The sequence below is a fragment of the Alienimonas californiensis genome (assembly GCF_007743815.1).
GTDB classification, from domain to species: Bacteria; Planctomycetota; Planctomycetia; order Planctomycetales; family Planctomycetaceae; genus Alienimonas; species Alienimonas californiensis.
This window is the reverse complement of record NZ_CP036265.1, coordinates 4,223,823-4,246,428: the sequence shown is the minus strand read 5'-3', so window position 1 is coordinate 4,246,428 and position 22,606 is coordinate 4,223,823. Positions and strand designations below refer to the sequence as shown.

The window sequence follows — 22,606 nt, the reverse complement described above, 5'->3', positions numbered from 1 at the left end:
CGGACCGTTTCGAACGATCTCTGGGACCGTTTCGAGCGATCTCTGACCGAGGGAATCGGTCCGCAGAGCGGACCCTACGGAACGAGAACGACCCGGAGGTCCATCACGTTAGTGTGGGTCGGGCCGGTCTTCAGCAGGCCGCCGGTCGCTTCGAAGAATGGGTAGGCGTCGTTGCGGTCGAGGTACGGCCGCGGGTGCAGGCCGAGGGCCTTTGCGCGGGCGATCAGCGCGTCGTCGGCGACGGCGCCGGCGGCGTCGGTGGGGCCGTCCTCGCCGTCGGTGCCGCCGGAGAGAATCACTGCACCGTTCAGCCCGCCGGGGAGGTCCCAGGCCGCGTCGACCGCGGCGAGGACCAACTCCTGATTGCGGCCGCCCTTGCCGGGTTTGTCGCACAGGGCCACGGTGGGTTCGCCGCCGGACACGATGCAGAGCGGAAGGTCGATCACCGTGTCGACCTGCTGCTGTGCAAGTTCGAGCAGTCGCCGGCCCTCGTCTCGGGCCACGCCGGCAGTCGCCGCGCCGTCGGACATCTGCACAAAGCCCCGCTGCGCCGCGGCCTTCAGGGCGGCCAGTCCTGCCACCGAGTTCGAACCGATCACCTCCGTCCGCACCGTCGCCGGGATGCCCCGCGGCTCCTCCCCCGCCGCTTCGATCCGACGCCAGACGGCCTCCGGCAGATCGGCGCGGTCCGGGCAGTAGCGGTGCAGCACGGCGAGGGCGTCGGCGGCGGTGGAGGGGTCGGCGACGGTGGGGCCGCTGGCGATCACGTCCAGCGGGTCGCCGATCACGTCGCTGATCGCCAGGCAGAGCATCCGGCCGGCGCCGCTCGCCCGGGCCAGCCCGCCCCCCTTCACCGCGGAGAGGCGTTTGCGGACGGTGTTGAGTTCCGTGATGTCCGACCCGCGACTCGCCAGCCGCTTCGTCACGGCGAGCTTGTCCGCCAGCGTGACCCCCTCCGCCGGGGCGACCAACAGGGCGCTGCCGCCGCCTGACAGCAGCACGACGCACAGGTCCCGCGGGCCGCAGCCCCGCACCAGTTCGAGGATGCGGCGGGTGCCCTCCACCCCCTCCGGCCGGGGTTCGTTCACCCCCGCCGGGCGGCCGGCGTGCAGGGTGAAACCGGGGACCGGCCGCACGCAGTCCGCGGGGACGTTCAACCAACCGGTCAGCCGGTCCGCCCACGGACTGCCGGCCACCGCTTCGGCGAACCCCGCCGCCATGCCGACGCCGGCCTTGCCGGCGCCGACGACGATCAGCCGGTCCCAAGCCGACGCCTCGAATCGTTCATCGAGGAGGTGGAGCGTTTCCCCGGTCGTCCGCACCGCCTCTTGCACGAGTCGGTCCGACGCCACGGCGTCGACGCCGGCCCGCCAGATCTCGATGGCCTGTTCGCGGGTCGGTTTGAAAGTCATCAACGGCAGCGGAGGGGGAGCGTCCCGGACGCTTGAAGCGTCCGGGACGCTCGGTTCGCCCGCAAGCGGATCAGCCTCCTGGCCGGATCGCTTTGAGGCGTTCGGTGAGAAACTCGCCCGCCGTGAGGGTGCGGAACCGCTGCGGCTCCGCCCCGGGCAGGTCGAGGGGGGTGAGGTCCACGTCCGGCCGCGGGTGGCAGAAGAAGGGCATGCTCAGCCGGGCTTGGCGAGCGCCTTCGCCGGGCGGGTTGACCACCCGGTGGACCGTGCTGCGAATCACGCCGCCGGTGAGGTTTTGCAGCATGTCGCCGCTGTCCGCGACGATCTGCCCGGGCTGTGCGACGACCGGCAGCCAACCGGCGCCGTCGCGGGTCTGGATCTCCAACCCCGCCGCCGTGGCGCCGACGAGCAGGGTGAGGAGGTTGATGTCCGCGTGGGCCGCCGCCCGGGTGGCGGCGGGGGGGGCGTCGGCGGGGACCGGGGGGTAGTGAATCAGCCGCAGGATGCTCTCGCCGCCGACGATGCGGTCCGGCAGGAACTCGCGACCGAGGCCGAGATGCTCCGAGACCGCCGCCGCGACCTGCACCGCGGCGTCCCGCAGGGCGGCGTACAGCGGTTCGATCGCGGCCCGGAACTCTTCGTCCGGCCAGACGTTCGGCCCGCCGGGGGCGTGCTCTTCCAACGGGCCGATCTGGAAGAACTCCTTCAAATCGGCCGCGGCGGCGCCGGCGGCGCGCTCCCCGCCGGTGGCGGTGTAGCCGCGTTGGCCCAGCGCCCCGGGCACTTCGAAGCGTCGCTTCTCCTCCTCCGGACGGGCGAAGAAAGCGGTCGCGGCGTCGTAGGCCCGGCCGATCAGGGCGTCGTCGACTCCGTGGTCGGTCAGCGAGAAGAAGCCAATCTCCCGCAGCGCCGCCCCGATCCGCGCGGGGGCGTCGGCGGCGTCCAGCGACACCACGGGCACGGTCGGTTCGGGCGGCCGGTCGCGCCGCGGGCCGTCGGTCTGCAAACTGTCGTTCACAGCACCATCACCAAGCCTTCGAGGCGATAGATCAGCTGGTACAGGTCGACCACCGACTGGGCCGTCGGCACCTGCGGTTCGAGCGTCACCGAGAGGTGCCGACCGCTTTTGGTGCGGCGGATGGTGAAGACCGGGTCCTCCTCCAGCCCCAGTTCGTCCCGCACCAGCGAGACGACCCGGGCGGCGAAACTGCGGTCGTCCTCCCCGATCACCTTGAACAGGTACGGGCCGGGGAAGGTGTGCGTTTCGTTCAGCAGTTCCAGGCTCGGCAACCGGGCCGGGTCCAGCGGAGACGGATCGAACGCGGGAGGGTCGGACATGACAATCAGCGGCAGGTCGGGGCGTCCAGTATACGCGCCGCCGTCACGCGGCGCCGGAGGCCGGTTCGAACCGTTTCTTCACCCGCACGGCCCCGTCTTCGGGCTGGATGCCGGCTCCGCGGCGGTCGGCCCACTTCTGGGTCAGCTCCGCGCCGAACAGGAAGATCAGGCTCGTGTAATAGACCCAGACGAACAGCAGGGCCAGCGACGCCGCCCCGGCCCCGAAGCTGCCGGCGAAGTCCGCCCGGCCGAGATAGATGCCCAGCCCGAACTTCCCGATCCAGAACAGCAGCGCCGTGACCAGGGCGCCCACCGCCACGTCTTTCCAGGCGATATGAGCGTCGGGGAGGAACTTGAACATCGCCCCGAACAGGACGCCGACCACCAGAATCGTGACGATCTCGTTCAGGATCGACAGGAGCGTCCCGCCGCCGCCCATTCCGGTCGCCTCGCCGAGCTTGGCGGTCATCCCCTGCACGGCGGCCGTGATCGTCAGCGAGACGATCAGCAGGAACCCGACGCCCAGGATCATCGCCAGCGAAAGCAGCCGCTTGGTGACGAAATTCCACACGCCGCCCTTCTCCGGGTCGGGCATCACCTCCCAGGCCGTGTTGAGTGCGTCCTGCAGAGCGACGACGACGCCGGTGGCGCCGAACAGGATGCCGCCGAAGGTGAGGATCCACTTCCAGGGGCTGGCGTTGTCCATCTGCGCGCTCTGGAGCATCGCGTCGATCTGCTCCTGTTCCTCCGGGCTGTTCAGGCCGGCGAAGTTGCCGACTTGGTCCTTGATGACGGCGTCGCCGCCCCCGTCGCCGCCGGTTCCCGTGACGCCGGCGTACCAGCCGACCATCGTGACCAGCAGCACGAGCAGCGCCGGCAGGGCGAAGACCGTGTAATACGACATCGCCGCGGCCATTCGCATGCAGTTGTCGTCGATAAAGTCCGTCGCCGCCGCCTTCACGATGGCGAACAGCGACGAATCGTCAGCGGGCGAGGCGGGCGCGGTCGACATGCCCGCAGTCTAAGGGCCCCTCCGCAGGGCGTCACCGGCCCCGCACGGGGCCGCTCCCCTTTGGCAGACCCGTAAATCACGGTCCCCCGCCGAGGTCGGCGGTGACCGTATGCCGTCACGGGCTGCCGGCGGTGCGGCGGGGGACGGGTTCGCTCAGCAGCGGGGAGAGAGGCGTCAGGAAGGCGGCCAGCGAGCCCTCCACCGCCGGGCTGAAGGTCCGCACCGCCGGTTGACCGACGGAGCCGGCCACCTGCACGCCGACCCAGCCGGTCGACAGCGCCCGCACCAGCGGCAGGCGCCAGGTCGTCGGGGCCTTGGAATAGAACTGCAAATCGAGTCCCCCGTTCAGCCCCACCCGGCCGCGACCGACGAAGCTGATCGCCTCGCCCAGCAGGTCGATGCGGCGGAACGTGGCCGTTTCGTCGGCGAGTTCGAACCGGGCGGCAGCGGAGTGGAACATCGTGGGGTCGTTCATGTTCACCGCCTTGAAGAGGCGGAGCACGAGGTTCAGTTCGCCCAACGCGGCCGGCTTGATCTCCAGATTGCCGGAGCCAGTGACGGTGCGGGTGTCCGAGCCGCGGCCGGCCAAGGAGATGCTGCCGCGGAGGTTGCCCTCCAGGTTCTTCGCCCCGCCCATCTGCTGCCGGGCGTATTCGCTGAGCTTGGCGCCGTGCAACTCCGCGGAAAGCCGATAGTCCGGCCCGCGGCTGAGGTTCGCCGTCGCGTCCGCCCGCAACACGCCGCCGTAAGCCATGGCGGTGAGGTGGCGGCCGTCGGGGGCGTCGGGGCTCCCGATCAGCAGTTCGTCCCCCCGCAGGCGGAACGGGGCGGAGAGGTCGGTGAGGACGTGATCCAGCGCGGCGGCCCGGGCCGTGCGGAGTTCGCCGCCGAGGATCACGCGGTCGCCGTCGTACTGCCCCTCGCAGGTGACGGTCCCGGGGCCGAGCCGCACGGTCGGGCCGAGTTCGGCGGTGTTGCCGTCCAGCGCGGCCGAGACCCGCCAGGCGGCGGTCGTCGCCGCGGAGCCGTCGGCGACGCCCCGGAGTTGCAGCGAGGGCACCCGCAGATCGACCGGCCCGGTCAGGTTCAGCGCCTCGGCCCCCTCCCGCAGGTCGTCCGTCAGGGCCGCCTTGAACGCCGGGCCGGCGACGAAGCCGTCGCAGGCCAGATCGTCCACCGACAACGCCCAGTCGCCGGCGGCGGTGTGCCGCAGTTCCATCCGCCCGGCCGTCGTCAGGTCGACGGGTGCGTCGCCGTCGCGGTCGCGATGGGCGAAGCCGAAACGGTCCAACCGCAGCGTCCCGCCGCCGGGGGTGCGGGCGGAGACGAACGAACCGGCGGCGGCGATCTCCCGCAGTTCCAGCGGGAACGCCTCCGGCGTGATCGTCGCCCCGGAGACGCGGAGGTCCGGCAGATCCACCCGCGGCGGCCGTCCGGGCGCCCAGGCGACGGTCGTGCGGAGGTCGATCACGCCCCCGGACAGGGCGAGTTCGTCCCAGACCTGCCGGGCGCCCTCGGGCAGGGCGTCGTGCAACGCCTGATCGAGCGGCGCCCCGGCGACGCTGACGTCCAAAGCCAGCCGGCCCGGTTTGCGGCTCGCGTCGAACGCCGCCGAGCCGGTCAGCGTCGCGGGGCCGTGGGTTCCGCGGAGGTTCTCGAACCGCCAAATGCCCTCCTGCGAATCGAACCGCACCCCGCCGTGGAGGGCGTCGATCGCGTAGGGAAAGCCCTCCGCCCGGAGCGCCGCGTCGGTCACGTCCGCCCGCACCGTCCAGTGCATCGGCTGGTCCAGCCCCGGCGGCCGGTGCAGCGTGAGTTCCGCGTCGGCGACGCCCTCGATCCCCATGTGCTCCACCGCCGCCCGGACCGACGGCGGGCAGGCGTCGCGGAAGGCCCGGTTCAACGGCGCCGCCACCACTTTGCCGGCGCCGCGGAACTCGAACGCCCGTCCGGGATTTCGGACCCAGCCGCGGAAGGCCCCCGGCTGCCCGGCGACGGCGCCGCGGAAGTCGAGACGCAACACGCCCTGCTCGTCCGTCTTGGCGAACCCGCGGACGTTGCGCACGGGCACGGGGAATTTCTCCGGGCGAATCGTGCCGTCCGTCACGGTGACGTCCAGCTCCGTCAGTTCCCAGCGATTCCGCAGCACGCCGTCGACCGTCGCCGGCGCCGCCTCCAGCGTGGCGACGGCGACGTCCGCCGTGCCGCTGGGCGTCAGGGCCGCGTGCAGCTTGCGGAGCGCCTCCGGCAGGCGGGGGCCGTCGTTCACCGTCACGGGAACCCGTTTGGCGGAGAACGTCACCCGGCCGTCCAGCCCCAGCGGGGACGGGCGAAACACCCCTTCCGCCCGGGCGAACGTCTCCCCGTGCCGGCCGGTCGCCTCGATCAGCCGCACCTCGCCCCCCGCGATGCGGGCGGTCCCCCGCACGCCGGAGAGGGGAAACGGCAGGAAACGGTTGACCAGCGTGCCCTGCCGGCACCGGACCGTGATCTCGTACTCCGGTTTCGCCGCAAAGCTCTCGGAGGAAAGGGCGAACTCCGCGGAGAGATCGCCCTCCAGCCCGAAGTCCGTCAGCCGGACGGGGTCGCGCGGCTCCAGGGCGGACCGCAGGCCGAGCGGGGTGACCGGGTCCGCGGAAACCACCCGCACCGGACCGCGATGCAGGCCCGCGTCCGGCGCGACCGACTCGCCGGCGAGCTTCCGCTCCACGGCGGTGAACTTCTCCCGGGCGGCCAGCAGCCCGGCCTGCAACTCCGGCGAACCGACGGCGGCGTCGGCGAGCAGTCCGCCCCCCAGTTCCAGCCCCCCCACCGCCCCGCCGAGCCGCCAGCGGCCGTGGTCCAGGTCGACCGCCCCGTCGAACTGCACCCCGCCGGCGCCGTCGGCCAGTTCCTCGACGTCCGCCCCCGCGACGCCGCCGGTGCCGCGGATGCGGTAGCTCCGCCGGGAGTCCGGCAGCAGGGAGACGTTCAGATGGTGCAGCGTCGCCGCCAGCGGACCGTGTCCCGGCCCCGGTTCCCCGTCCGCCGCGGCGTCGGGCTGCGTTTCGAACACCAGTCGCACGGTCGCGTCGCGGATCTCCCACGCCGGACAGGGCGGCGCCGGCTCCGGCGGGTTGAGCGGCAGCAGATCCGCGAGATTCCACGTCCCGTCCGGCCTCCGCACGAGCGTCAGCGTGGGCCGCACGAGCGTCAGCGCCCGTACGTCGATCCGTTCCGACTCGCGGAACCGCTCCCGGTCCAGGGCGATGCGAAGCTCGGGCACGACGATCGGCGGGCGGGCGCCCTCGGGGTCGCTGATCGGGGCGATCGTCAGCCCGGTGACGACGATCGTTTCGTCCCAGTTGAAGGACGCCGTCGCGACGCCGATGCGGGCGTGCGGTGCCAGTTCCCCCAGGGCCTCGAGGACCGCCTGCCGCGTCATCGCGTCGGCCCGGTCCAGGTAGTACCAGCCCGCCGCGCCGCCGCCGATCGCCAGCAGCGCGCAGAGTGCCGTCAGCCAGCGGACGGTACGGCGGATCATCAAGGCGGCGTCCTGCCTGGCTCGAAGGCGAGCGCGGGGGCGTCAGCCCCCCGTGCGTGCGGTGCGTTCCCCGGGCCGACGCCGACGCCAGAGGTCGAGCCCCCCGACCGCGGCGGCGACGCACAGGGGGAACTCCCCGGGCAGTCGATAGCGAACGCTGCCGACGAACACCAGACAAACCGCCGCCAATCCCAACACCGGCCCCCACGTCAACGCCAGCGCCCACAGACGGTTCACCTCCCAGGCCCCCTGCTCCCCCCCGTCCCGCCACTGCCGCACGCCGCCCCAAAGCGCCAGCCCGATCAGCGGCAGGAAGAACGCGGCGAACCCGATCTTCAGCGCCACGCCGACCGCCCCGCCCGGCAGCCCGCCGACCGGCCACGGCCGCCAGAACCGGCCCTGTTTCACGACGGCCAGCCGGGCGACGCGGAGCGGATCCTCGCCCGCCGTTTGCCACGCGGCCCGTCCATACAGGCGGTTGGAGGCCAGCTCGTCGCCGAAGACCGCCTTCCGTACCTCCGGGTCGTCCGTGCGCCAGTCGACCCAGGGCCAATCTTGAAGCGCCGTAATCTGTTGAACCGTAGGCCCGTCGCCCGGCCAGTCGCCGGAGTGGAGATCGTTGAACTCGACCCGGTAGGCCGGGCGCAGCTCGGGGGGAATCGCGCCGCGGTCGTCGCCGATGTCCTCGCCGTACAGGACGTCCCAGCCGGGAACCCGTCTCGGCGGGTCGCGGAACCGCATGTCGCTCGCCCCGGTCGCCTGCGGGCCGAGGGAGTCGTACAACGTCGGCCCGCCCCAGGTGGTCGTCATCACGGGGGCGCCCAGAACCCGTTGATTGCGGAGCGGCCACGGGGCGAAGCCGACGAGGAACGCCGCTACGAAGGCCCCCGTCCACGCCGCCCGCTTGAGATCGCCGGCTTTCCACGCCAGTCCGACGGCCAGCAGCACGACGCAGGGGAGAAACGGCAGCCAGACCGGCCGCGTCAGGCAGGCCCCCGCCGTCGCCAGGCCGGCCCAGATCGCCGGTCCGCAACGGGTCGGCAGCGGGGCGTCGCCGACCGGCCGGCGCACGCATTCCGCCACGCCGGCCAACGAGAGCGTCAGTAGGGCGGCGAACAGGCTCTCGCTCAGCAGCATCGTGCTGAAGGCGATCGCCAGCGGGTTGAGCGCCGCCAACCAGGCCGCCGCGGCCCCCACCCGCGGCCCGCCGATCGCGCGGCCCAGTCGCCCCGTCGCCCAGACCGCCAGCGTCCCGCAGAGGGCGACGACGCACCGACAGAGCGCCGAAAGGGACCGCTCCGAAATCCAGTCGACGTTCTGCCCCAGCCAAACCGGCCCCGCGAGCAGGAGGGGAAACAGCGGGACCCGCATTGCCCGCCGGGGGTGTACGCCGCTGTCGACCGCGTAGTCGCGGCCGGAGGCAATGTCGCCGGCCAGGTCGAGGTATCCGCCGGCGTCTCCGGCGACGACTTGATCGCGTTCCTCGCCCTCCAGTCGCACCTCGATCGCCGCAACGGCCGCCAGCCGCAAGACGAGGGCCGCAGCCACCGCCCAGGCGGCGCCGGGAAGGGCGAGGCGGGCGAGGCGTCCGGCCATCTTAGTCCGGGTCGATCGCGTCCAGCTTTTCGATCCGCCGGAGATGTCGGCCGCCGTCGAAGTCCTCCGTCAGCCAGACGGCGACGATCTTCAGCGCCTCATCCTTCGAGACCTGCCGGGCGCCAAGGCTCAGACAGTTCGCGTTGTTGTGCCGACGGGCCAGAGCCGCCGTCTCGAGGTTCCAGCAGAGGGCGCACCGCACGCCGCGCAGCCGGTTGGCCGCCATCGCCTCGCCGTTGCCGCTGCCGCCGAACACCACCGCCCGATCGCACTCCCCCGTCTGCACCAGCCGGGCGGCGGGCACGATGAAGTCGGGGTAGTCCACCGACTCGGCCGAATGCGTGCCGCAGTCCTCGACTTGATGGCCGGCGGCCGTCAGCAGCGCCTTGACGGCCTCTTTGAGCGGGTAGCCGGCGTGGTCGGTGCCGAGGGCGATCTTCACAGGGCCGAAACGAGCTGACGGGAGCGCGGAAAGAGGGACCCCGGCGGGGGCCTTACGGGAATCGCCGCAGGGATGACCGTGCCGGCGTCACGTTGTACGGCGCCCGACCATCGAACCGCGACCCCGCAGCCGTGGAAGGGGGATTTCCACGTTTGGCGCTGCACTTGCACAAGAGTGCAGTGCCCTATCCACACATTCACCCACCGCACAAACCAATGCACCGCCTGCCTCTCCGCTTCCTGACCGCGACCTCCGTTGCCGGTCTTGCGCTCTTGGCGGCGCCTGCCCTTCCGGCCCAAATCTACGAGGGCACCACGGAAGCGACGGACGCCCCCGAACCCCGGTTCGGTATGTTCCGCGACCCTTCCGGCTATGAAGGCAGCGAAGTCCGCGATCCGGTTGATTACAACGGCGAACTCATTGAGGCGGGGGACGGCGAGTTGACGCTTTCTCTCTGGAAGGGCGTTAACGGTGCCGAGGCGTTGCAGGAGGCCGTGGACGGCGACTATCCCACAGACGGCGCGGCGTCGCCGGAACCCACCCGAGTGACGGTGCAGAGCGGAGCCGACGTCTATCTGAACGGACGGCGGGCGAAGCTTTCGGACCTGCGAAAGGGCGACCGCATCCGTGTGCGGGCCGTCGATGCGGACGGCTCCGATGTGCAACGCATCGTCGCCCTGCGGACGAATGACGTGCGGATGGACGACGGGCTGGACATCAGCCCGGACGTCGACGCCGTCGACGCTCCCATCGACCCCGACGTCGCTCCCACCGCAGCGATCGAACGCGCGGCGAAGAGCGGCATCACCACCCCGGGCGGCGGCGGCTTCCAGGACGCGCCCCGGACCAAGCCGACCGGCCAGACGAAGGAGAACCTCGAGGATCCGAATCGCGGCGTCGTCGTGACCCCGGGTGAGGTCCCGCAGCCCGCGATGGCCGGCGCCGGCAGTCCCGGATTCGGCTTCGCCGTCGCCGACAGTCCGGGCGAGGGCGTGCTGATCGTGGAAGTCCAGCCCGAGGGCCCCGCCGCCCAGGCGGGGCTGCAGGAAGGCGATTTTCTCACGCAACTCGACGGACAGTCGCTCACCGTTCCCACGGACGTGAGGGCGATCGCCCAGCAGGCGCTCAGCGGCGCGGAGCCGCGGGCCGTCAGCGGCGTGGCCTGGCGCGACGGCCAGGAGCTCCAGTTCCAAATCACGCCCTCCCCCACCGCCCGAGACTACTACGGCAGTTCCGCCGGCGACGCGCTGGAGGATGACGTTCAAGTTGGCGTCAGCCCCCGCCTGGGGGCCCGCGTTCGGGACAGCGAGGAGACCGGGGTGGAGGTGCTGACCGGCGTACCTGCCGGCACTACCGGGAGCCCGGCGTCCGGCTTCTACCCCGGCGTCGCCCCTGGCGTCGCCCCCGGAGTCATTCCCGGCGGATTCCCTGGCGTCTTGCCTGGTGCCGGTGTTAACGGCACCGGCGTGAACGGCACCGGCACCAACGGCACCGGCGCGAACGGCACCGGCACCAACGGCACCGGCACGACGGATCAGAGCCCGGGTCTCGCCAACGACGGCTCCGTGACCCCGGCCGGCAGCCTGTCTAACTCCGGGCAGACGATCGACACCACCGGCGCCGACGCCAACGTGCCCGGCACGAACAACGCCGGCACGATGACGCCCGGTTCAACGGACCAAAGTCCCGGCCTCGCCAACGACAACACCCTGACCCCCGCCGGCAGCCTGTCTAACTCCGGGCAGACGATCGACACCACCGGCGCCGACGCGAACGTCCCCGGCGTCTCCGGTAACAACACGAACCGCACCGGCACCGGCACCAACGGCACCGGCACCAACGGGACCGGCACCAACGGGACCGGCACCAACGGGACCGGCACCAACGGGACCGGCACCAACGGGACCGGCACCAACGGCACCGGCACCAACGCCACCGGCACCAACGCCACCGGCACCAACGCCACCGGCACCAACGCCACCGGCACCAACGCCACCGGCACCAACGCCACCGGCACCAACGCCACCGGCACCAACGCCACCGGCACCAACGCCACCGGCACCAACGCCACCGGCACCAACGCCACCGGCACCAACGCCACCGGCACCAACGCCACCGGTACGAACCGCACCGGCACGAACGCCACCGGCACCAACGCCACCGGCACCGGCACCGGTAACAACATGAGCGGCACCGGGACGACGGTCCCCGGCACGACGGATCAGAGCCCCGGCCTCGCCAATGACGGCACCGTCACCCCCGCCGGAAACCTGTCGAACCGCGGAGGCACCCTCGACACCACCGGCGCCGACGCCAACGTGCCCGGCGTCTCCGGTAACAATGCCACTGGCGCCAACGCCACGGGCAACATGACCGGCGCCGGGACGAACGTGCCTGGCGGCGCGGTCGACCAGAGCCCCGGCCTCGCCAACGACAACACCCTGACCCCTGCCGGCAGCCTGTCGAACCGCGGGGGCACGATCGACACCACCGGCGCCGACGCCAACGTCCCCGGCGTCAGCGGAAATCCCGCAGCCGGTGCCGGCATGACCGGGGCCGGAGGTGTGAACGGAGCGGGCGGCCTCAACGGGGCTGGCGGCCTCTCCGGCACCGGCGGCCTCTCCGGTAGGGGCGGTCTCTCTGGTACGGGCGCACTCGGCGGGACCGGCGGACTCTCCGGCACCGGCGGACTCTCCGGCACCGGCGGCCTCAGCGGGACCGGAGGCATCTCCGGCACCGGCGGCCTCTCCGGTACGGGCGCGCTCGGCGGCCTGGGGAGCGTGCCGTACGGCAATCTGCCTTACCTCGGCAGCCTCTCGGGTCTCGGGGGGGCCTATGGCGGGTCGATCTATAACCGCGGCAACCGCAACATGGGTCGTCCGTCGCCCGCTCAGATCCAGGCGGCTCGTCAGGCCGCGGCGAAGAACGCCCTCGGCGTCGACGCGGAGGACTTCTTCCCCGGCCAATATCCGGATCACCTCGAACCGGCCAATCAGCAGGACGGTGCCCGCGAGTTCGGCGACCGCTTGCTGCCCTACGACCGGATCATCGGCGTGAATAACCGGCCGATCGATAACCACTCGGAACTGAACCGGGTCCTGCAGGACTTCGACGGAGAGACGCTCACCCTGAACGTCGTCCGCAACGGCGAGCGGCTGAATCTCCGCCTGCCCAAGCGGGAAGCCGTTGAAGCTGCGAACTGACGCTCCGCGGAGCTTCACGAGTCCGACGCCGCCGGCGAAAACCGGCGGCGTTTTTTATTGGGCAACCGCCCTCAGAACGGGAGCCGGAGACCGTCGTACGCCGGCCGCACGTGCGGCGGCAGCCGAGCCTCGACGTCCGCGTGCACCAGTTCGGTCGAGATGTGCGTCAACCAGGTGCGTTCCGCCCCGATCCGCTTGGCGGCCTCCACCGCCTCGCCGACGCTGAAGTGCGTGCTGTGCGGGCGGTCGCGGAGCGCGTCGATCACCAGCGTCCTCACCCCGCGAAGCAGCCGGAAGGATTCCTCGGGAATCTCGCTGACGTCCGTGCAGTAGGCGAACGAGCCGAACCGGAATCCGAGGATCGGCAGACGACCGTGATTGAGCCGCACGGGCAGCACGGACAGCCCCAAGACGTCGACCGCCTGACCGGGGATGAGTTCGTGAAGCGAGAACCTCGGCACCGCGAAGCTGTGGGCCTCGGCCGGCGGTTCGCGGAAGGCGTAGCCGAACATGGTCTGAAGCTGCTCCCCGACGCTCGGCTCGCAATGCAGCGGCAGCGGTTCGTCGAGGCGAAACGAACAGATCCTCAGATCGTCCAGGCCCGTCACGTGATCGGCATGGCCGTGGGTGAACAACCCCGCGTGCACCATCGGTACGCGTTCGCGGACCAGTTGCAGCCGGAGTTCGGGCGGCGTGTCGATGACGATGTTGCCCTGCGGCGCCGGAACGAGCACCCCGCAACGAGTCCGCGCGTCGCGGGGATCGTCAGAGCGGCAGGCGGGCGAATCGCAGCCGATCGACGGCACGCCCACGCTGCCGCTCGTCCCCAACAGAATCAGCTCCCGTCGACCCGGTTCTCGTTGCAGGAACGGAAAGCCGGGGCGGCCGTACGGATCGACGGGCACGACCTCGCTTCCGTGGCGGGGCGAGGTGAGATCGGCGCCGTCATTCATGCCGGCATTATGAGCCGGGGCCAGAGACCCGCAACGCGACGACGGACGCGAGTCGGGCTCCAAACGTCGCATGCCCTGGCAACCCGCGTTCCTGCCCAATCTCACGGCGCCCGCTGCGGATCTCTCGGACACCCGACGGCGGCCAAGAGCGAATCGAAACTCCTTATCCCGCTCAGCCTCTTGACCTTAGGGCAAATGCGGCGTCGGTGCCGCCCGGTTTGGCACACCGTTTCCTATCACTCCTGTCAGTGCCGCGAGGCACGCCGATCAGTTCGGGAGCAACCGGACGGGTGGCCGGGTCGTCCTTCGTGGGGCGACTCCGGGCGAGCGCCCACCCGTCCGGTTCGTTCCCGACTCGGCTGTCGGGAGTGGAACTGAAGAGGCAGACGTCCGGCCGGGCCGTGACGCAAACCGGGCCACCGCTCAATACGCGGATGCGAGGCTGGTCGGCGAATCGTCCATCAGACGATGGGACGGAAGCGGCAGGCGAACGCGATAGCTGCCCACCACCTCCACGATCAATCCGTACGGCGTAGGGCGACGCCCGGTGACGGCGTACTCCCCCGGGGGGAGCGACGAGGGCAACCCGGTGCCCAGCCGCCAGGCGTCGGTGTAGGTCTTCAGCCGGAGCAGACCGGCCGAGTCATCAAGGATCGGAGTCATCGGATTCCCGTTCGAGCGAACGGGTCTGGTGTCGGTTCGTTTCGACGGCCCGCCGCAGCGGAAGCGCCGGGAGATCGGGATTTCCCCGCTCGCGCGGAACGTAAGTCCATAAGGGAGGGCCCGGTCAATACCTCATACGTTTTTCTGATGCGGTTTGATGGAGCGGTCCGGTTTTGCGGCGTGTCAACGCCGTCCTTGCCCGCCACGGGTGCCGCGTCGGGTTGGGTCGTTAGGATGCGGCCGTGTCCGCTCCCGCCCCGATCTCCGCCGCCGAATCGCCCCCGGGCGCCTCCTCGGGCGACCCGCTACACGACAGCCTGCTGATGCGGGCGTTGCGGCGGGAGCCGGTCGAGAGAACGCCCGTTTGGCTGATGCGGCAGGCTGGGCGCTACCTGCCCGAATACGCCGCCGTCCGCCGCGGACACGCCTTCGAAGAGTTCTGCAAGCGGCCGGACCTGTCCGCCCAGGTGACGCTCGACGCGCAGGCGATCCTCGGCGTGGACGCGGCGATCCTGTTCGCCGATCTGCCGACGATCCTCGAACCGCTCGGCTTCTCCCTCACCTACGATCCCGGCCCGGTGATCGGGAACCCGGCCCGCACCGTCGCGGCCGTGGACGCGGTGCGGGAGGTCGAGGACACCTCCGCCCTCGGCTTCGTCTACGAAACTGTGCGGGCGGTGCGGGCTCAGCTGCCGGCGAACATCCCGCTGCTGGGCTTCGGCGGCGCCCCGTTCACGCTGGCCAGCTATGCGATCGAGGGCGGTTCGAGCCGCCACTACGAGCACACCAAACGCCTGATGTACGGCGACCCGGACCGCTGGCACGCGTTCCTCAGCAAGATCGGCCGGGCGGTCGCGGTGCATCTCCGACGTCAGCTCGCGGAGGGCTGTCAGGCGGTGCAGATCTTCGATAGCTGGGCGGGGGCGCTCTCGCCGGACGACTACCGGCGGTTCGTCCTGCCCCACACGAAGGCGCTGGTGGAGGCAGTCCGGCCGCACGGGCCGGTCATCAACTTCCTCACCGGCAACCCGGCCCTGCTGCCGGCGCTGGCGGAGTGCGGGGCGGACTGCGTCGGGCTGGACTGGCGGGTCCACCTCGCGGACGGCTGGGCCACGGTCGGGCACGACGTCGCCGTGCAGGGGAACCTTGACCCGACGGCCCTCTACGCCCCCTTCCCCGAGCTGAAGCGGCAAACTGCCGCCGTGCTGGACGCCGCCGGCGGACGGCCCGGGCACATCTTCAACCTCGGCCACGGCCTGCTGCCGACGCACGACGCGGACGCGGTGAAGGGCCTCGTCAAACTCGTCGCGGACCTGTCGGCCCGGTGAACGACCCGGCCGCCGATCCTCCGGCCGCCGACGCATCGGTTCTCGACGCATCGGTTCTCGACGCATCGGGCCTTGACGCACCGGCCGGCACCGCCCGGATCGCGGTGGTGGGCACCGGGGTGAGCGGGCTGGCCGCCGCCGTCCGGCTGATCGATCGGCTCCGACAGGAGGGACGGTCGGCCGACGTGACGCTGTTCGACCCCGGCCCGCCCGGCGGCGCCTGCCGGACGTTGATTGAGGAACACGGCGGCGAACGGATCGTGCGGGAATTGGGCCCGGATTCGTTCCTCTCCCGCCCCCCGCACCTGACGAACCTCTGCGAGCGGATCGGCCTGGCCGGGGAGTTGATCGGCACCAACCCATCCCCCCGCGGGGCGCTGGTGTGGACGGAACGCGGGCCGGAGCGGGTGCCGGACGGGTTCACGCTGCTCGCCCCGTCGCGGTGGGGGCCGACGCTGCGGTCGCGGACGCTCAGCCCGTGGCAGAAGGCCCGGCTGCTGACCGAACCGCTGCGGCGCCGCGGCCCGGCGGCGTTGGGCACCGGCGAGGAGAGCATTGCGGCCTTCGTCCGCAGGCGGATGGGCCGCGGGGTGCTGGAGCGGCTCGCCCAGCCGTTGGCCGCCGGCATCTATGCGGGGGACGCCGAACGGCTGAGCCTCGCCGCCTGCCTGCCCCAGTTCGCCGCGGACGAGCGGGCCCGCGGCCGGGTGACGGGCCGGAAGCCGGACGGCGGCGCCAAGGCGGACGGCGGCGCCCGGTATTCGCTCTTCGTTACCCCGAAGTGGGGCGTCGGCGCGATCGCGGCTGCCGCGGCGCGGACGCTCCAGGAATACAGCGTGGCTATTCGCTCCGAAGTCGTCACCGCCGTGCAGCGGGACGGAGCGGGTTGGGAGCTCTCCGCAGCGAGGAAAGAGCGATTCGACGCGGTGATCCTCGCCGTGCCGGCCCGCGTCGCCGCGGAACTGCTAAGGGACGTTCAGCCGGACCTCGCCGGGGGGCTGCGGGGAATCGAGTCCTCGTCGAGCCTCCTCGTCAACACCCTGCACCGGGAGGAGGACGTGGGCGACCCGCTGAACGCCTTCGGCCTCGTCGTGCCGGAGCCGCTGCGGTCGGACCGCGGGCGGGGTCCCGACGGGCAGCGGGACGGCGAGGGGCTGTCGGCGTTCGCGGTCTCCTTCGCCAGCCGCAAGTTTCCCGGCCGGGCGCCGGCGGGGTGGGTGCAGCTGCGCACCTTCCTGGGCGGCGTGAACCGCGATCAGGCCATGTCGGCGGAGGCCGGTCGGATTCTCGACGCGACCCGGCGGGAACTCGCCCGTCTGCTCCGGGTGAAATGGACGGACGCGACGACGGAGACCGCCCGCATCAGCCGCTGGGACCGAGCCATGCCGCAGTACAACCTGGGGCACCTGGAGCGGGTCGCCGCCGTCGAAGCGAAGCTCTCCGGCCTGCCGGGGTTGGAACTGGCGGGCAACAGCCTGCATGGCGTCGGTCTGCCGGCGGCGGCCCACAGCGGGACGCAGGCCGCCGAGCGGACGCTCGCGGCCCTCGCGCTCCAATGACGGAGCGGCCCCCCTTCGTCGCCGCGGTCGGCGCCGCGCTGGAGGACCTGGGCGTGGCCGGGCGAGTCCCCGTCGCCTGCTCCGGCGGGGGCGACAGCCTCGCCCTGCTGCGGGCCTGCGTCGAACTGCGGGACGGCGGTGCCGACCTCGCCCCCATCGCCGCCCACTTCGACCACCGCCAGCGGCCCGGCTCGGCCGCTGATTCGGACCATGTCGAAGAGTTGGCCGGACTCTGGCGTTGCGACGTGACGCTTGGAACCTTCGACGGAGCGGCCGGCGCCTCCGAGGCGACCTTGCGGATCGCCCGCTACGACTGGCTGCGGGCGGCGGCGGGGCGAGCCGCGGCCGCGTGGGTTCTCACCGGACACACGGCGGACGACCAGGCGGAAACCGTGTGGTTGCGGATCATCCGCGGCACGGGCGTCGCCGGCCTCGCCGGCATCCCGGCGGTCGGTCCGCTTCCCGGCTCGACGGCCCACGGGCCGGAGGTGACGGTGGTTCGCCCAATGCTCGGCGTCACCGGCGCCGTGGCCCGCGGGTTCCTCGCTGACCGGGGCGTCGGTTGGCGGGACGATCCGACGAACGCCGCGGCGAACTACACCCGGAATCGCCTGCGGCAGGACGTGCTCCCGCAACTGGAGGCGTTGAACCCGAGGGTGCGCGAGGCCGCGGTGCGGCTCGCCGCGGCGGCGCGGGACGAAGCGGAGTCGACGACCGGACTGGCCGACGCGGTCCTCGGCCGCGCCCTCCTGTGCGCCGACGAGCGCGTGATCGAACTGCGGGAGGAGCCGCTCGCCGCCCTGACCGAGCCGGCGCGGCGGGCGGTCCTGCGACGCGTCTGGCAACGGGCCGGCTGGCCGGAACGCCGGATGGGGCGGGCGGAATGGGTGCGGCTCGCCGCGCTGCGTCCGGGAGACGGCAAAATCCAGCTGCCGCACGGGGTGAGCGCCTTCTACGCGACCGACGAACTGTTCCTCCGACGATAACTCTCCGAGCCGGCCGGTTCTGACGGTCCGGTGGATGGGGCGGCGGCGAGCCCGATGCGGGGCTGGGGGAAACGCTGCGACACCGTTGTGGGTCGGCCGTGGCAGCGGCTACCGTCCGTCGTCCCATATTCGTCGGGCCCGATCCGTGGTCCGCGGATTCCTTCCCCCGCCGCCCGCCCGCACGGCCCGCCCCTCATGACAACTGCTCCGCCCGCCGTCGACGCCGCGCCCGCAGGTTCCAAACGCACGCTGCTGTTCTGGGCCTGTTTCGTCGCCCTCATCACCACCGCGTTCGGCTTCATCGTGCGGGCCCTGGTCATCGGGGAATGGCAGGCCGCTTACGATCTGACGGAGACCCAGAAGGGGGAGATCTTCGGCGTCGGCCTGTGGCCGTTCGCGATCAGCATCATCCTGTTCAGTCTGGTGATCGACCGCATCGGCTACGGCACGGCGATGGTCTTCGCATTCGCCTGCCACGTCCTGAGCGGGTTGGTCACGATCTTCGCGCCGGGCTACTTCTTCGAGAAAAGCGGCCCGGAGGGCGCCTACTGGGCGCTCTACGCCGGGAACTTCATCGTCGCGTTGGGCAACGGGGCGGTCGAGGCGGTCATCAACCCAGTCGTGGCGACGATCTTCGCCCGGCAGAAGACGAAGTGGCTGTCGATCCTGCACGCCGGTTGGCCCGGCGGCCTGGTATTGGGCGGCGTCATCGTGCTGACGATGGACGCGCTGCTGGGCGAAGCCGCGGTCGCGGAAACGGCGGCCGTGCCGGCGGACTGGCGCTGGAAGGTGGCGCTGATCTTCATCCCGACTGCGATCTACGGCGTGATGATGCTCTTCTGCCGGTTCCCCGTCAGCGAACGGGTGGCCGCCGGCGTGAGCGACCGCGACATGCTGCGGGAACTCGGCTGGGGCGGGGCCTATATCGCCTCCGCCCTGATGACGCTGGAATTGTTCCGGGTGTTCAACGTCTACTCGCTGTTCGGCGATCCGGAGACCATGTCCGACGCCGTGAAGGTGGGCGGGGCGTTCGCCTTCGCGATCATTCCCGCGGCCCTGTTCGGGGCGGCGATCGGCTGGGCGTTCGGCAATAAACTGCTCGTCTTCCTGCTGCTGGTGATGTGCCCGCTGGCGACGACGGAGCTCGGCACCGACAGCTGGATCGCCGACATCATGACCCCGGTCGTCAACAACGCGTTCGAAACGACCGTCGGCGGCGGCCTCGTGCTGATCTACACCAGCTTCATCATGATGGTCCTGCGGTTCTTCGCCGGGCCGATCGTGCACAGCATCAGCCCGCTGGGCCTGCTGGCCGGCAGCAGCGCGGTGGCGGCGGTCGGTTTGGTGCTGCTCGCCGGGGCCGACGCGGCGACGATGGTCTTCGTCGCGGCGACGGTCTACGGGTTCGGCAAGTCGTTCTTCTGGCCGACGATGCTGGGCGTGGTGGCGGAACAGGCCCCCCGCGGCGGCGCCCTCACGCTGAACGTGACCGGCGGGGTCGGGATGCTCGCGGTCGGCACCGTCGGCGCCGTCTTCACCGGGTACTTCGCCGAAGTGAACACCGCCGAGGCCCTCGTCGCGGAGAACCCTGCCGTCGCCGAGCAAGTGCTCGAGGACGACCAGCAGTGGGTGTTCGGCCGCTACACCGGCGTGGAGCCGACGAAGGTCGTCGGCGCCGAGGCGAAGGCGGCCGTGAAGGAAGCCTCCGACGACGGCAAGCAGGCGGCGTTGTTCGACGTCGCCCTGTTCCCCTGCCTGATGTTGGCCGCGTACATCGCGCTGATCCTCTACTTCCGCTCCCGCGGCGGGTACGCGGCGGTGGAACTGACGGAAGGCCACTCCGGGCCGACCACCGAACGGGACGAGAAGCTCGCCGGCGCCGTGCCTGGGCCGGTTCGCTGAACCACGGGGGCGGGCGAACTTCGCCCGCCGATCCGGCGACTTCATCTGACGACCGTCGCGGCCCCGCCGCGGCGGTCGTTTGCGTGGGGCCTCAGACTTCCCCCTCGACGAACCGCCGATACTTCGCCCGGCTGACGCAGTACAGGCCGTACAGGACGAATCCGATCGCCAGCGCCAGCAGGGCGATCCAGCCCCAGGTGTAGCCCAGCAGGCTCTCAAACGCTCCCTCGAGCCCCTTCACCTGGCCGGCGTTCTGCCACCAGCCGGCGCGGATCAGAAACAGGCCGATCAGCAGGAACGTCACGCCGCGGGCCGCCAGCCCGATCACGCCGATGGGGCGGACGACCTTCCGTTCGGCGTCGCTCATCTCGGTGTGGTCGTAGTCTTTCATGAACTTCGCGGTCCAACTCCGCCAGAAGTGATGGAAGCCGATCCCCACGAAGACCGCCCCGGCGAGGATCACCGGGATCCAGCCGAAGGGAATGCCGAGCATCAGCCCCGTCGCCTTCTCCGATCCGGTCGCGTTCCCCGCGGCGTCCCCCACGTCGTACGTGGTGCCCCGCCACGCAAACGTGCCGGCCTGAAATCCCATCACGAGGTAGGCGAGCCCGCTGATCGCGTAGCCGCCCCGGATGAACCACCCCTTCCAGCCGTCCCCCTTCCCGTCCGGGTCGAGGATGACCTGCGTCGCCCGCCAGACCACATAGCCGAGGATGCCGACCGCGGTGAGCCCGAGGATCACCCGGCCGAACGGCGCCTCGATGATGGCCTGAAAGGCGTCCTCCTGTCCCGGCGGGGAGTTCCCGACCTCAATCGCCGCCTTACCCGCCAGCACGCCCACCAGTCCGTACACCAACCCTTTCGCCAGATATCCGACCCGGGCGGCGTAATCGAGCCAGGTGACCGCCTGATCGTCCGTCGCGGGATTGAAGAAGCGGAGGGGCACCATGGAGGACATCGCGGGGGGCCGAGAAGCGGCGAGCGGCGGGAGGGGAGACGGTTAGTCTAAAGTTCGCCTCTCGGCGCCCGTCGTCCGCACCCGAATTTCTTCCCCCTGCCCCCTTCGCTCGGTGAGCTCATCTCCCACCGCCGCCCGGCCGGCCGACAGGCCTGCGGCCATGGCGGCCCGCGTCGTCGGGCTGGGGCTGACGGTCGTCGATCACCAGTTGGTCCTGCCTCGCCTGCCGGGACCGGATCAGAAAACGACGGCGTCGGCAGCCTCTGTGCAGGTCGGCGGACCGACGCCGACGGCGCTGGCCCAGTTGGCGACGCTCGGCGGCCCGGCCGCCACGCTCGTCTCAACCTGGGGGGCCGACGCGGACGGCCAGACGATCGAGGCGAATCTGACGGCCGCCGGGCTGCAATTCGACGCCGACCTCTGCCGCACCGCCCCGCGGAGCGGGTTCGCCCACGTCTGGGTCGAAGCCGGCACGGGGCGGCGCTCGCTGGCGGCCGTGCGGCCGGACGGTTCCTCCCTGACCGCGGAGCGCGCCGTGCGGGCCGTGGACGGAGCCGATGCTTTGCACACCGACGGCTGGCCGGGCCCCGCGGCGGTCGCGGCCTGCCGGGCGGTCAAAGCGGCCGGCGGTCTGGTGAGCGTCGATCTGGGCGCCTCGGAGAAGCTGGAGGAACTGATCGCCCTGGCCGACGTGCTGAATCTCCCCGTCCCGGCGTTTCCCCGCCTGACGCAGGCCCGCGATCCGATCGCCGGCGTGCGGGCGTTGCTTGAACGAGGCCCGCGGCTCGTCACCGTCACGAACGGCTCGCAGGGTTGCTGGTTCGCCGCCCGTCTGCCGGACGGCGTGGAAAGCGGGTTCGTCCCCGCCTTTCCCGCGGAGGCGGTCGACACCTGCGGAGCGGGCGACGCGTTTTGCGGCGGACTGCTGTTCGCCGTGCTCGACGGCCGCCCGCCGGCCGCCGCCGTGCGGTTCGCCGCCGCGGTCGCTTCGCTGAAGGTGCGTCGGTTCGGCAACCGCGAGGCCCTGCCCGATCGGGCGGCCGTGGAGGCGTTGCTCGCGGCACACGAAAAAACCCCGGCCGACTCCTGAAGCGGAGTCGGCCGGGGCCGGTACAGCTCGCCGGGACGGGGGCCGGGAACGTGAACGCTCAGATTCATTCACGACCGGGGATCGCGTCCCTGGTCTGCGGAAGACCGCGGCGAGGAGGTGGCTGCCCGTCTCGGACAACCCGCCGGTGGACCGCTAGGCGTCGCCACCTCGCTGGCTGTTACTGTCGTAGGACAGTCTGTCGGATGACATCGTGGACCACCTCCTTTCCAAAAATGTGGATCCCGGTACTGTCGGCGCCAGGGCCGACTCGTTCGCGGGCCGATTGTCCCGCCCCGCCGCGTCAGCGAGGCACTGGCCGCATTCTGGCGCTGACCGGGGCGACGGCAAGTCCGTTCCGACCGGTCCTTTCCGCGTCCGGTTGCCGCGTGTGCGATCGTGCCGCCGATACAGTTCGTCCGACCAACCTCCTGCTCGTTCACCGCTGCTCCGCCCCGTCATGAAGATCGCCATCCTCTCCCGAGACGGGGGGCTCTACTCCACCCGTCGCCTCCGCGACGCCGCCCGGCAGCGGGGGCACGAGGTTCGGGTCGTGGATTACCTCCGCTGTTACATGGACATCACGTCCCACCGGCCGCGGGTGCTCTATCAGGGCGAGGACCTCGTCGGCATGGACGCCGTGA

At 71.4% G+C, this 22,606-nt stretch carries 17 protein-coding genes (1 of these 17 running past the window's edge); 7 read left to right on the top strand and 10 right to left on the bottom strand.

Annotated features, from left to right (window positions below; all coding sequences use genetic code 11):
* Positions 1 to 74: 74 nt before the first annotated feature.
* From CA12_RS16795 to rpiB, 7 genes are all read right to left on the bottom strand, one after another.
* A complete protein-coding gene (locus tag CA12_RS16795; RefSeq protein ID WP_145360163.1) occupies positions 75 to 1,412 on the bottom strand; it encodes a glycerate kinase type-2 family protein in 1,338 nt (445 codons plus the stop codon).
* Positions 1,413 to 1,482: 70 nt separating this feature from the next.
* Positions 1,483 to 2,430, bottom strand: coding sequence for an isopenicillin N synthase family dioxygenase (locus tag CA12_RS16790; protein ID WP_207622026.1), 948 nt, complete (start codon positions 2,428 to 2,430; stop codon positions 1,483 to 1,485).
* Complete coding sequence (locus CA12_RS16785) at positions 2,427 to 2,750, bottom strand: YbeD family protein (protein ID WP_145360162.1); 324 nt, start codon at positions 2,748 to 2,750, stop codon at positions 2,427 to 2,429. The genes CA12_RS16790 and CA12_RS16785 overlap by 4 nt, the downstream gene beginning before the upstream one ends.
* 43 nt (positions 2,751 to 2,793) lie before the next feature.
* The gene (locus CA12_RS16780; protein WP_145360161.1) at positions 2,794 to 3,762 is read right to left on the bottom strand and encodes a YihY/virulence factor BrkB family protein; all 969 of its coding nucleotides are present in this window, start codon (positions 3,760 to 3,762) and stop codon (positions 2,794 to 2,796) included.
* 115 nt (positions 3,763 to 3,877) lie between these two features.
* Positions 3,878 to 7,285: an AsmA-like C-terminal region-containing protein gene (locus tag CA12_RS16775; protein ID WP_145360160.1), complete on the bottom strand. Its 3,408-nt coding sequence runs from the start codon at positions 7,283 to 7,285 to the stop codon at positions 3,878 to 3,880.
* A 42-nt stretch (positions 7,286 to 7,327) separates the two neighbouring features.
* Positions 7,328 to 8,881, bottom strand: a complete 1,554-nt coding sequence (locus CA12_RS16770) for a hypothetical protein (protein ID WP_145360159.1) — start codon at positions 8,879 to 8,881, stop codon at positions 7,328 to 7,330.
* A 1-nt stretch (position 8,882) separates the two neighbouring features.
* Positions 8,883 to 9,323, bottom strand: a complete 441-nt coding sequence (rpiB, locus tag CA12_RS16765) for a ribose 5-phosphate isomerase B (RefSeq protein WP_145360158.1) — start codon at positions 9,321 to 9,323, stop codon at positions 8,883 to 8,885.
* A 350-nt stretch (positions 9,324 to 9,673) separates the two neighbouring features.
* On the opposite strand from rpiB, the gene CA12_RS22215 reads away from it, so the two are divergent.
* Complete coding sequence (locus CA12_RS22215) at positions 9,674 to 12,526, top strand: PDZ domain-containing protein (RefSeq protein ID WP_165700818.1); 2,853 nt, start codon at positions 9,674 to 9,676, stop codon at positions 12,524 to 12,526.
* Positions 12,527 to 12,597: 71 nt separating this feature from the next.
* On the opposite strand, the gene CA12_RS16740 is transcribed toward CA12_RS22215, so the two are convergent.
* Entirely contained in the window at positions 12,598 to 13,479 is an 882-nt protein-coding gene (locus CA12_RS16740) for an MBL fold metallo-hydrolase (RefSeq protein ID WP_145360157.1), read from the bottom strand.
* Positions 13,480 to 13,902: 423 nt separating this feature from the next.
* On the bottom strand, positions 13,903 to 14,142 hold the full coding sequence (locus CA12_RS16735) for a hypothetical protein (RefSeq protein WP_145360156.1): 240 nt from the start codon (positions 14,140 to 14,142) through the stop codon (positions 13,903 to 13,905).
* Positions 14,143 to 14,384: 242 nt separating this feature from the next.
* On the opposite strand from CA12_RS16735, the gene hemE reads away from it, so the two are divergent.
* The 4 genes from hemE (at position 14,385) to CA12_RS16715 (ending at position 19,917) form a co-directional block, all read left to right on the top strand.
* The gene (gene hemE, locus CA12_RS16730; protein ID WP_242687976.1) at positions 14,385 to 15,470 is read left to right on the top strand and encodes a uroporphyrinogen decarboxylase; all 1,086 of its coding nucleotides are present in this window, start codon (positions 14,385 to 14,387) and stop codon (positions 15,468 to 15,470) included.
* Complete coding sequence (hemG, locus tag CA12_RS16725) at positions 15,467 to 17,029, top strand: protoporphyrinogen oxidase (protein WP_145360155.1); 1,563 nt, start codon at positions 15,467 to 15,469, stop codon at positions 17,027 to 17,029. Before hemE ends, hemG begins: the two co-directional genes overlap by 4 nt.
* The gene (tilS, locus tag CA12_RS16720; RefSeq protein WP_145360154.1) at positions 17,026 to 18,015 is read left to right on the top strand and encodes a tRNA lysidine(34) synthetase TilS; all 990 of its coding nucleotides are present in this window, start codon (positions 17,026 to 17,028) and stop codon (positions 18,013 to 18,015) included. The genes hemG and tilS overlap by 4 nt, the downstream gene beginning before the upstream one ends.
* A 195-nt stretch (positions 18,016 to 18,210) precedes the next feature.
* Positions 18,211 to 19,917, top strand: a complete 1,707-nt coding sequence (locus CA12_RS16715; RefSeq protein WP_145360153.1) for an MFS transporter — start codon at positions 18,211 to 18,213, stop codon at positions 19,915 to 19,917.
* Positions 19,918 to 20,008: 91 nt separating this feature from the next.
* Here CA12_RS16715 and CA12_RS16710 read toward each other — a convergent pair whose 3' ends face one another.
* Positions 20,009 to 20,866, bottom strand: coding sequence for a DUF1206 domain-containing protein (locus tag CA12_RS16710; RefSeq protein WP_165700817.1), 858 nt, complete (start codon positions 20,864 to 20,866; stop codon positions 20,009 to 20,011).
* 169 nt (positions 20,867 to 21,035) lie between these two features.
* On the opposite strand from CA12_RS16710, the gene CA12_RS16705 reads away from it, so the two are divergent.
* Together CA12_RS16705 and rimK are read left to right on the top strand one after the other, a co-directional pair.
* Positions 21,036 to 21,965, top strand: a complete 930-nt coding sequence (locus CA12_RS16705; RefSeq protein WP_145360151.1) for a carbohydrate kinase family protein — start codon at positions 21,036 to 21,038, stop codon at positions 21,963 to 21,965.
* 457 nt (positions 21,966 to 22,422) lie between these two features.
* A protein-coding gene (rimK, locus tag CA12_RS16700; RefSeq protein WP_145360150.1) for a 30S ribosomal protein S6--L-glutamate ligase crosses the window boundary here: on the top strand, positions 22,423 to 22,606 show its start. It continues 722 nt past the right edge of the window; only the first 184 of its 906 coding nucleotides appear in the window; the start codon lies at positions 22,423 to 22,425; its stop codon lies off the right edge, out of view.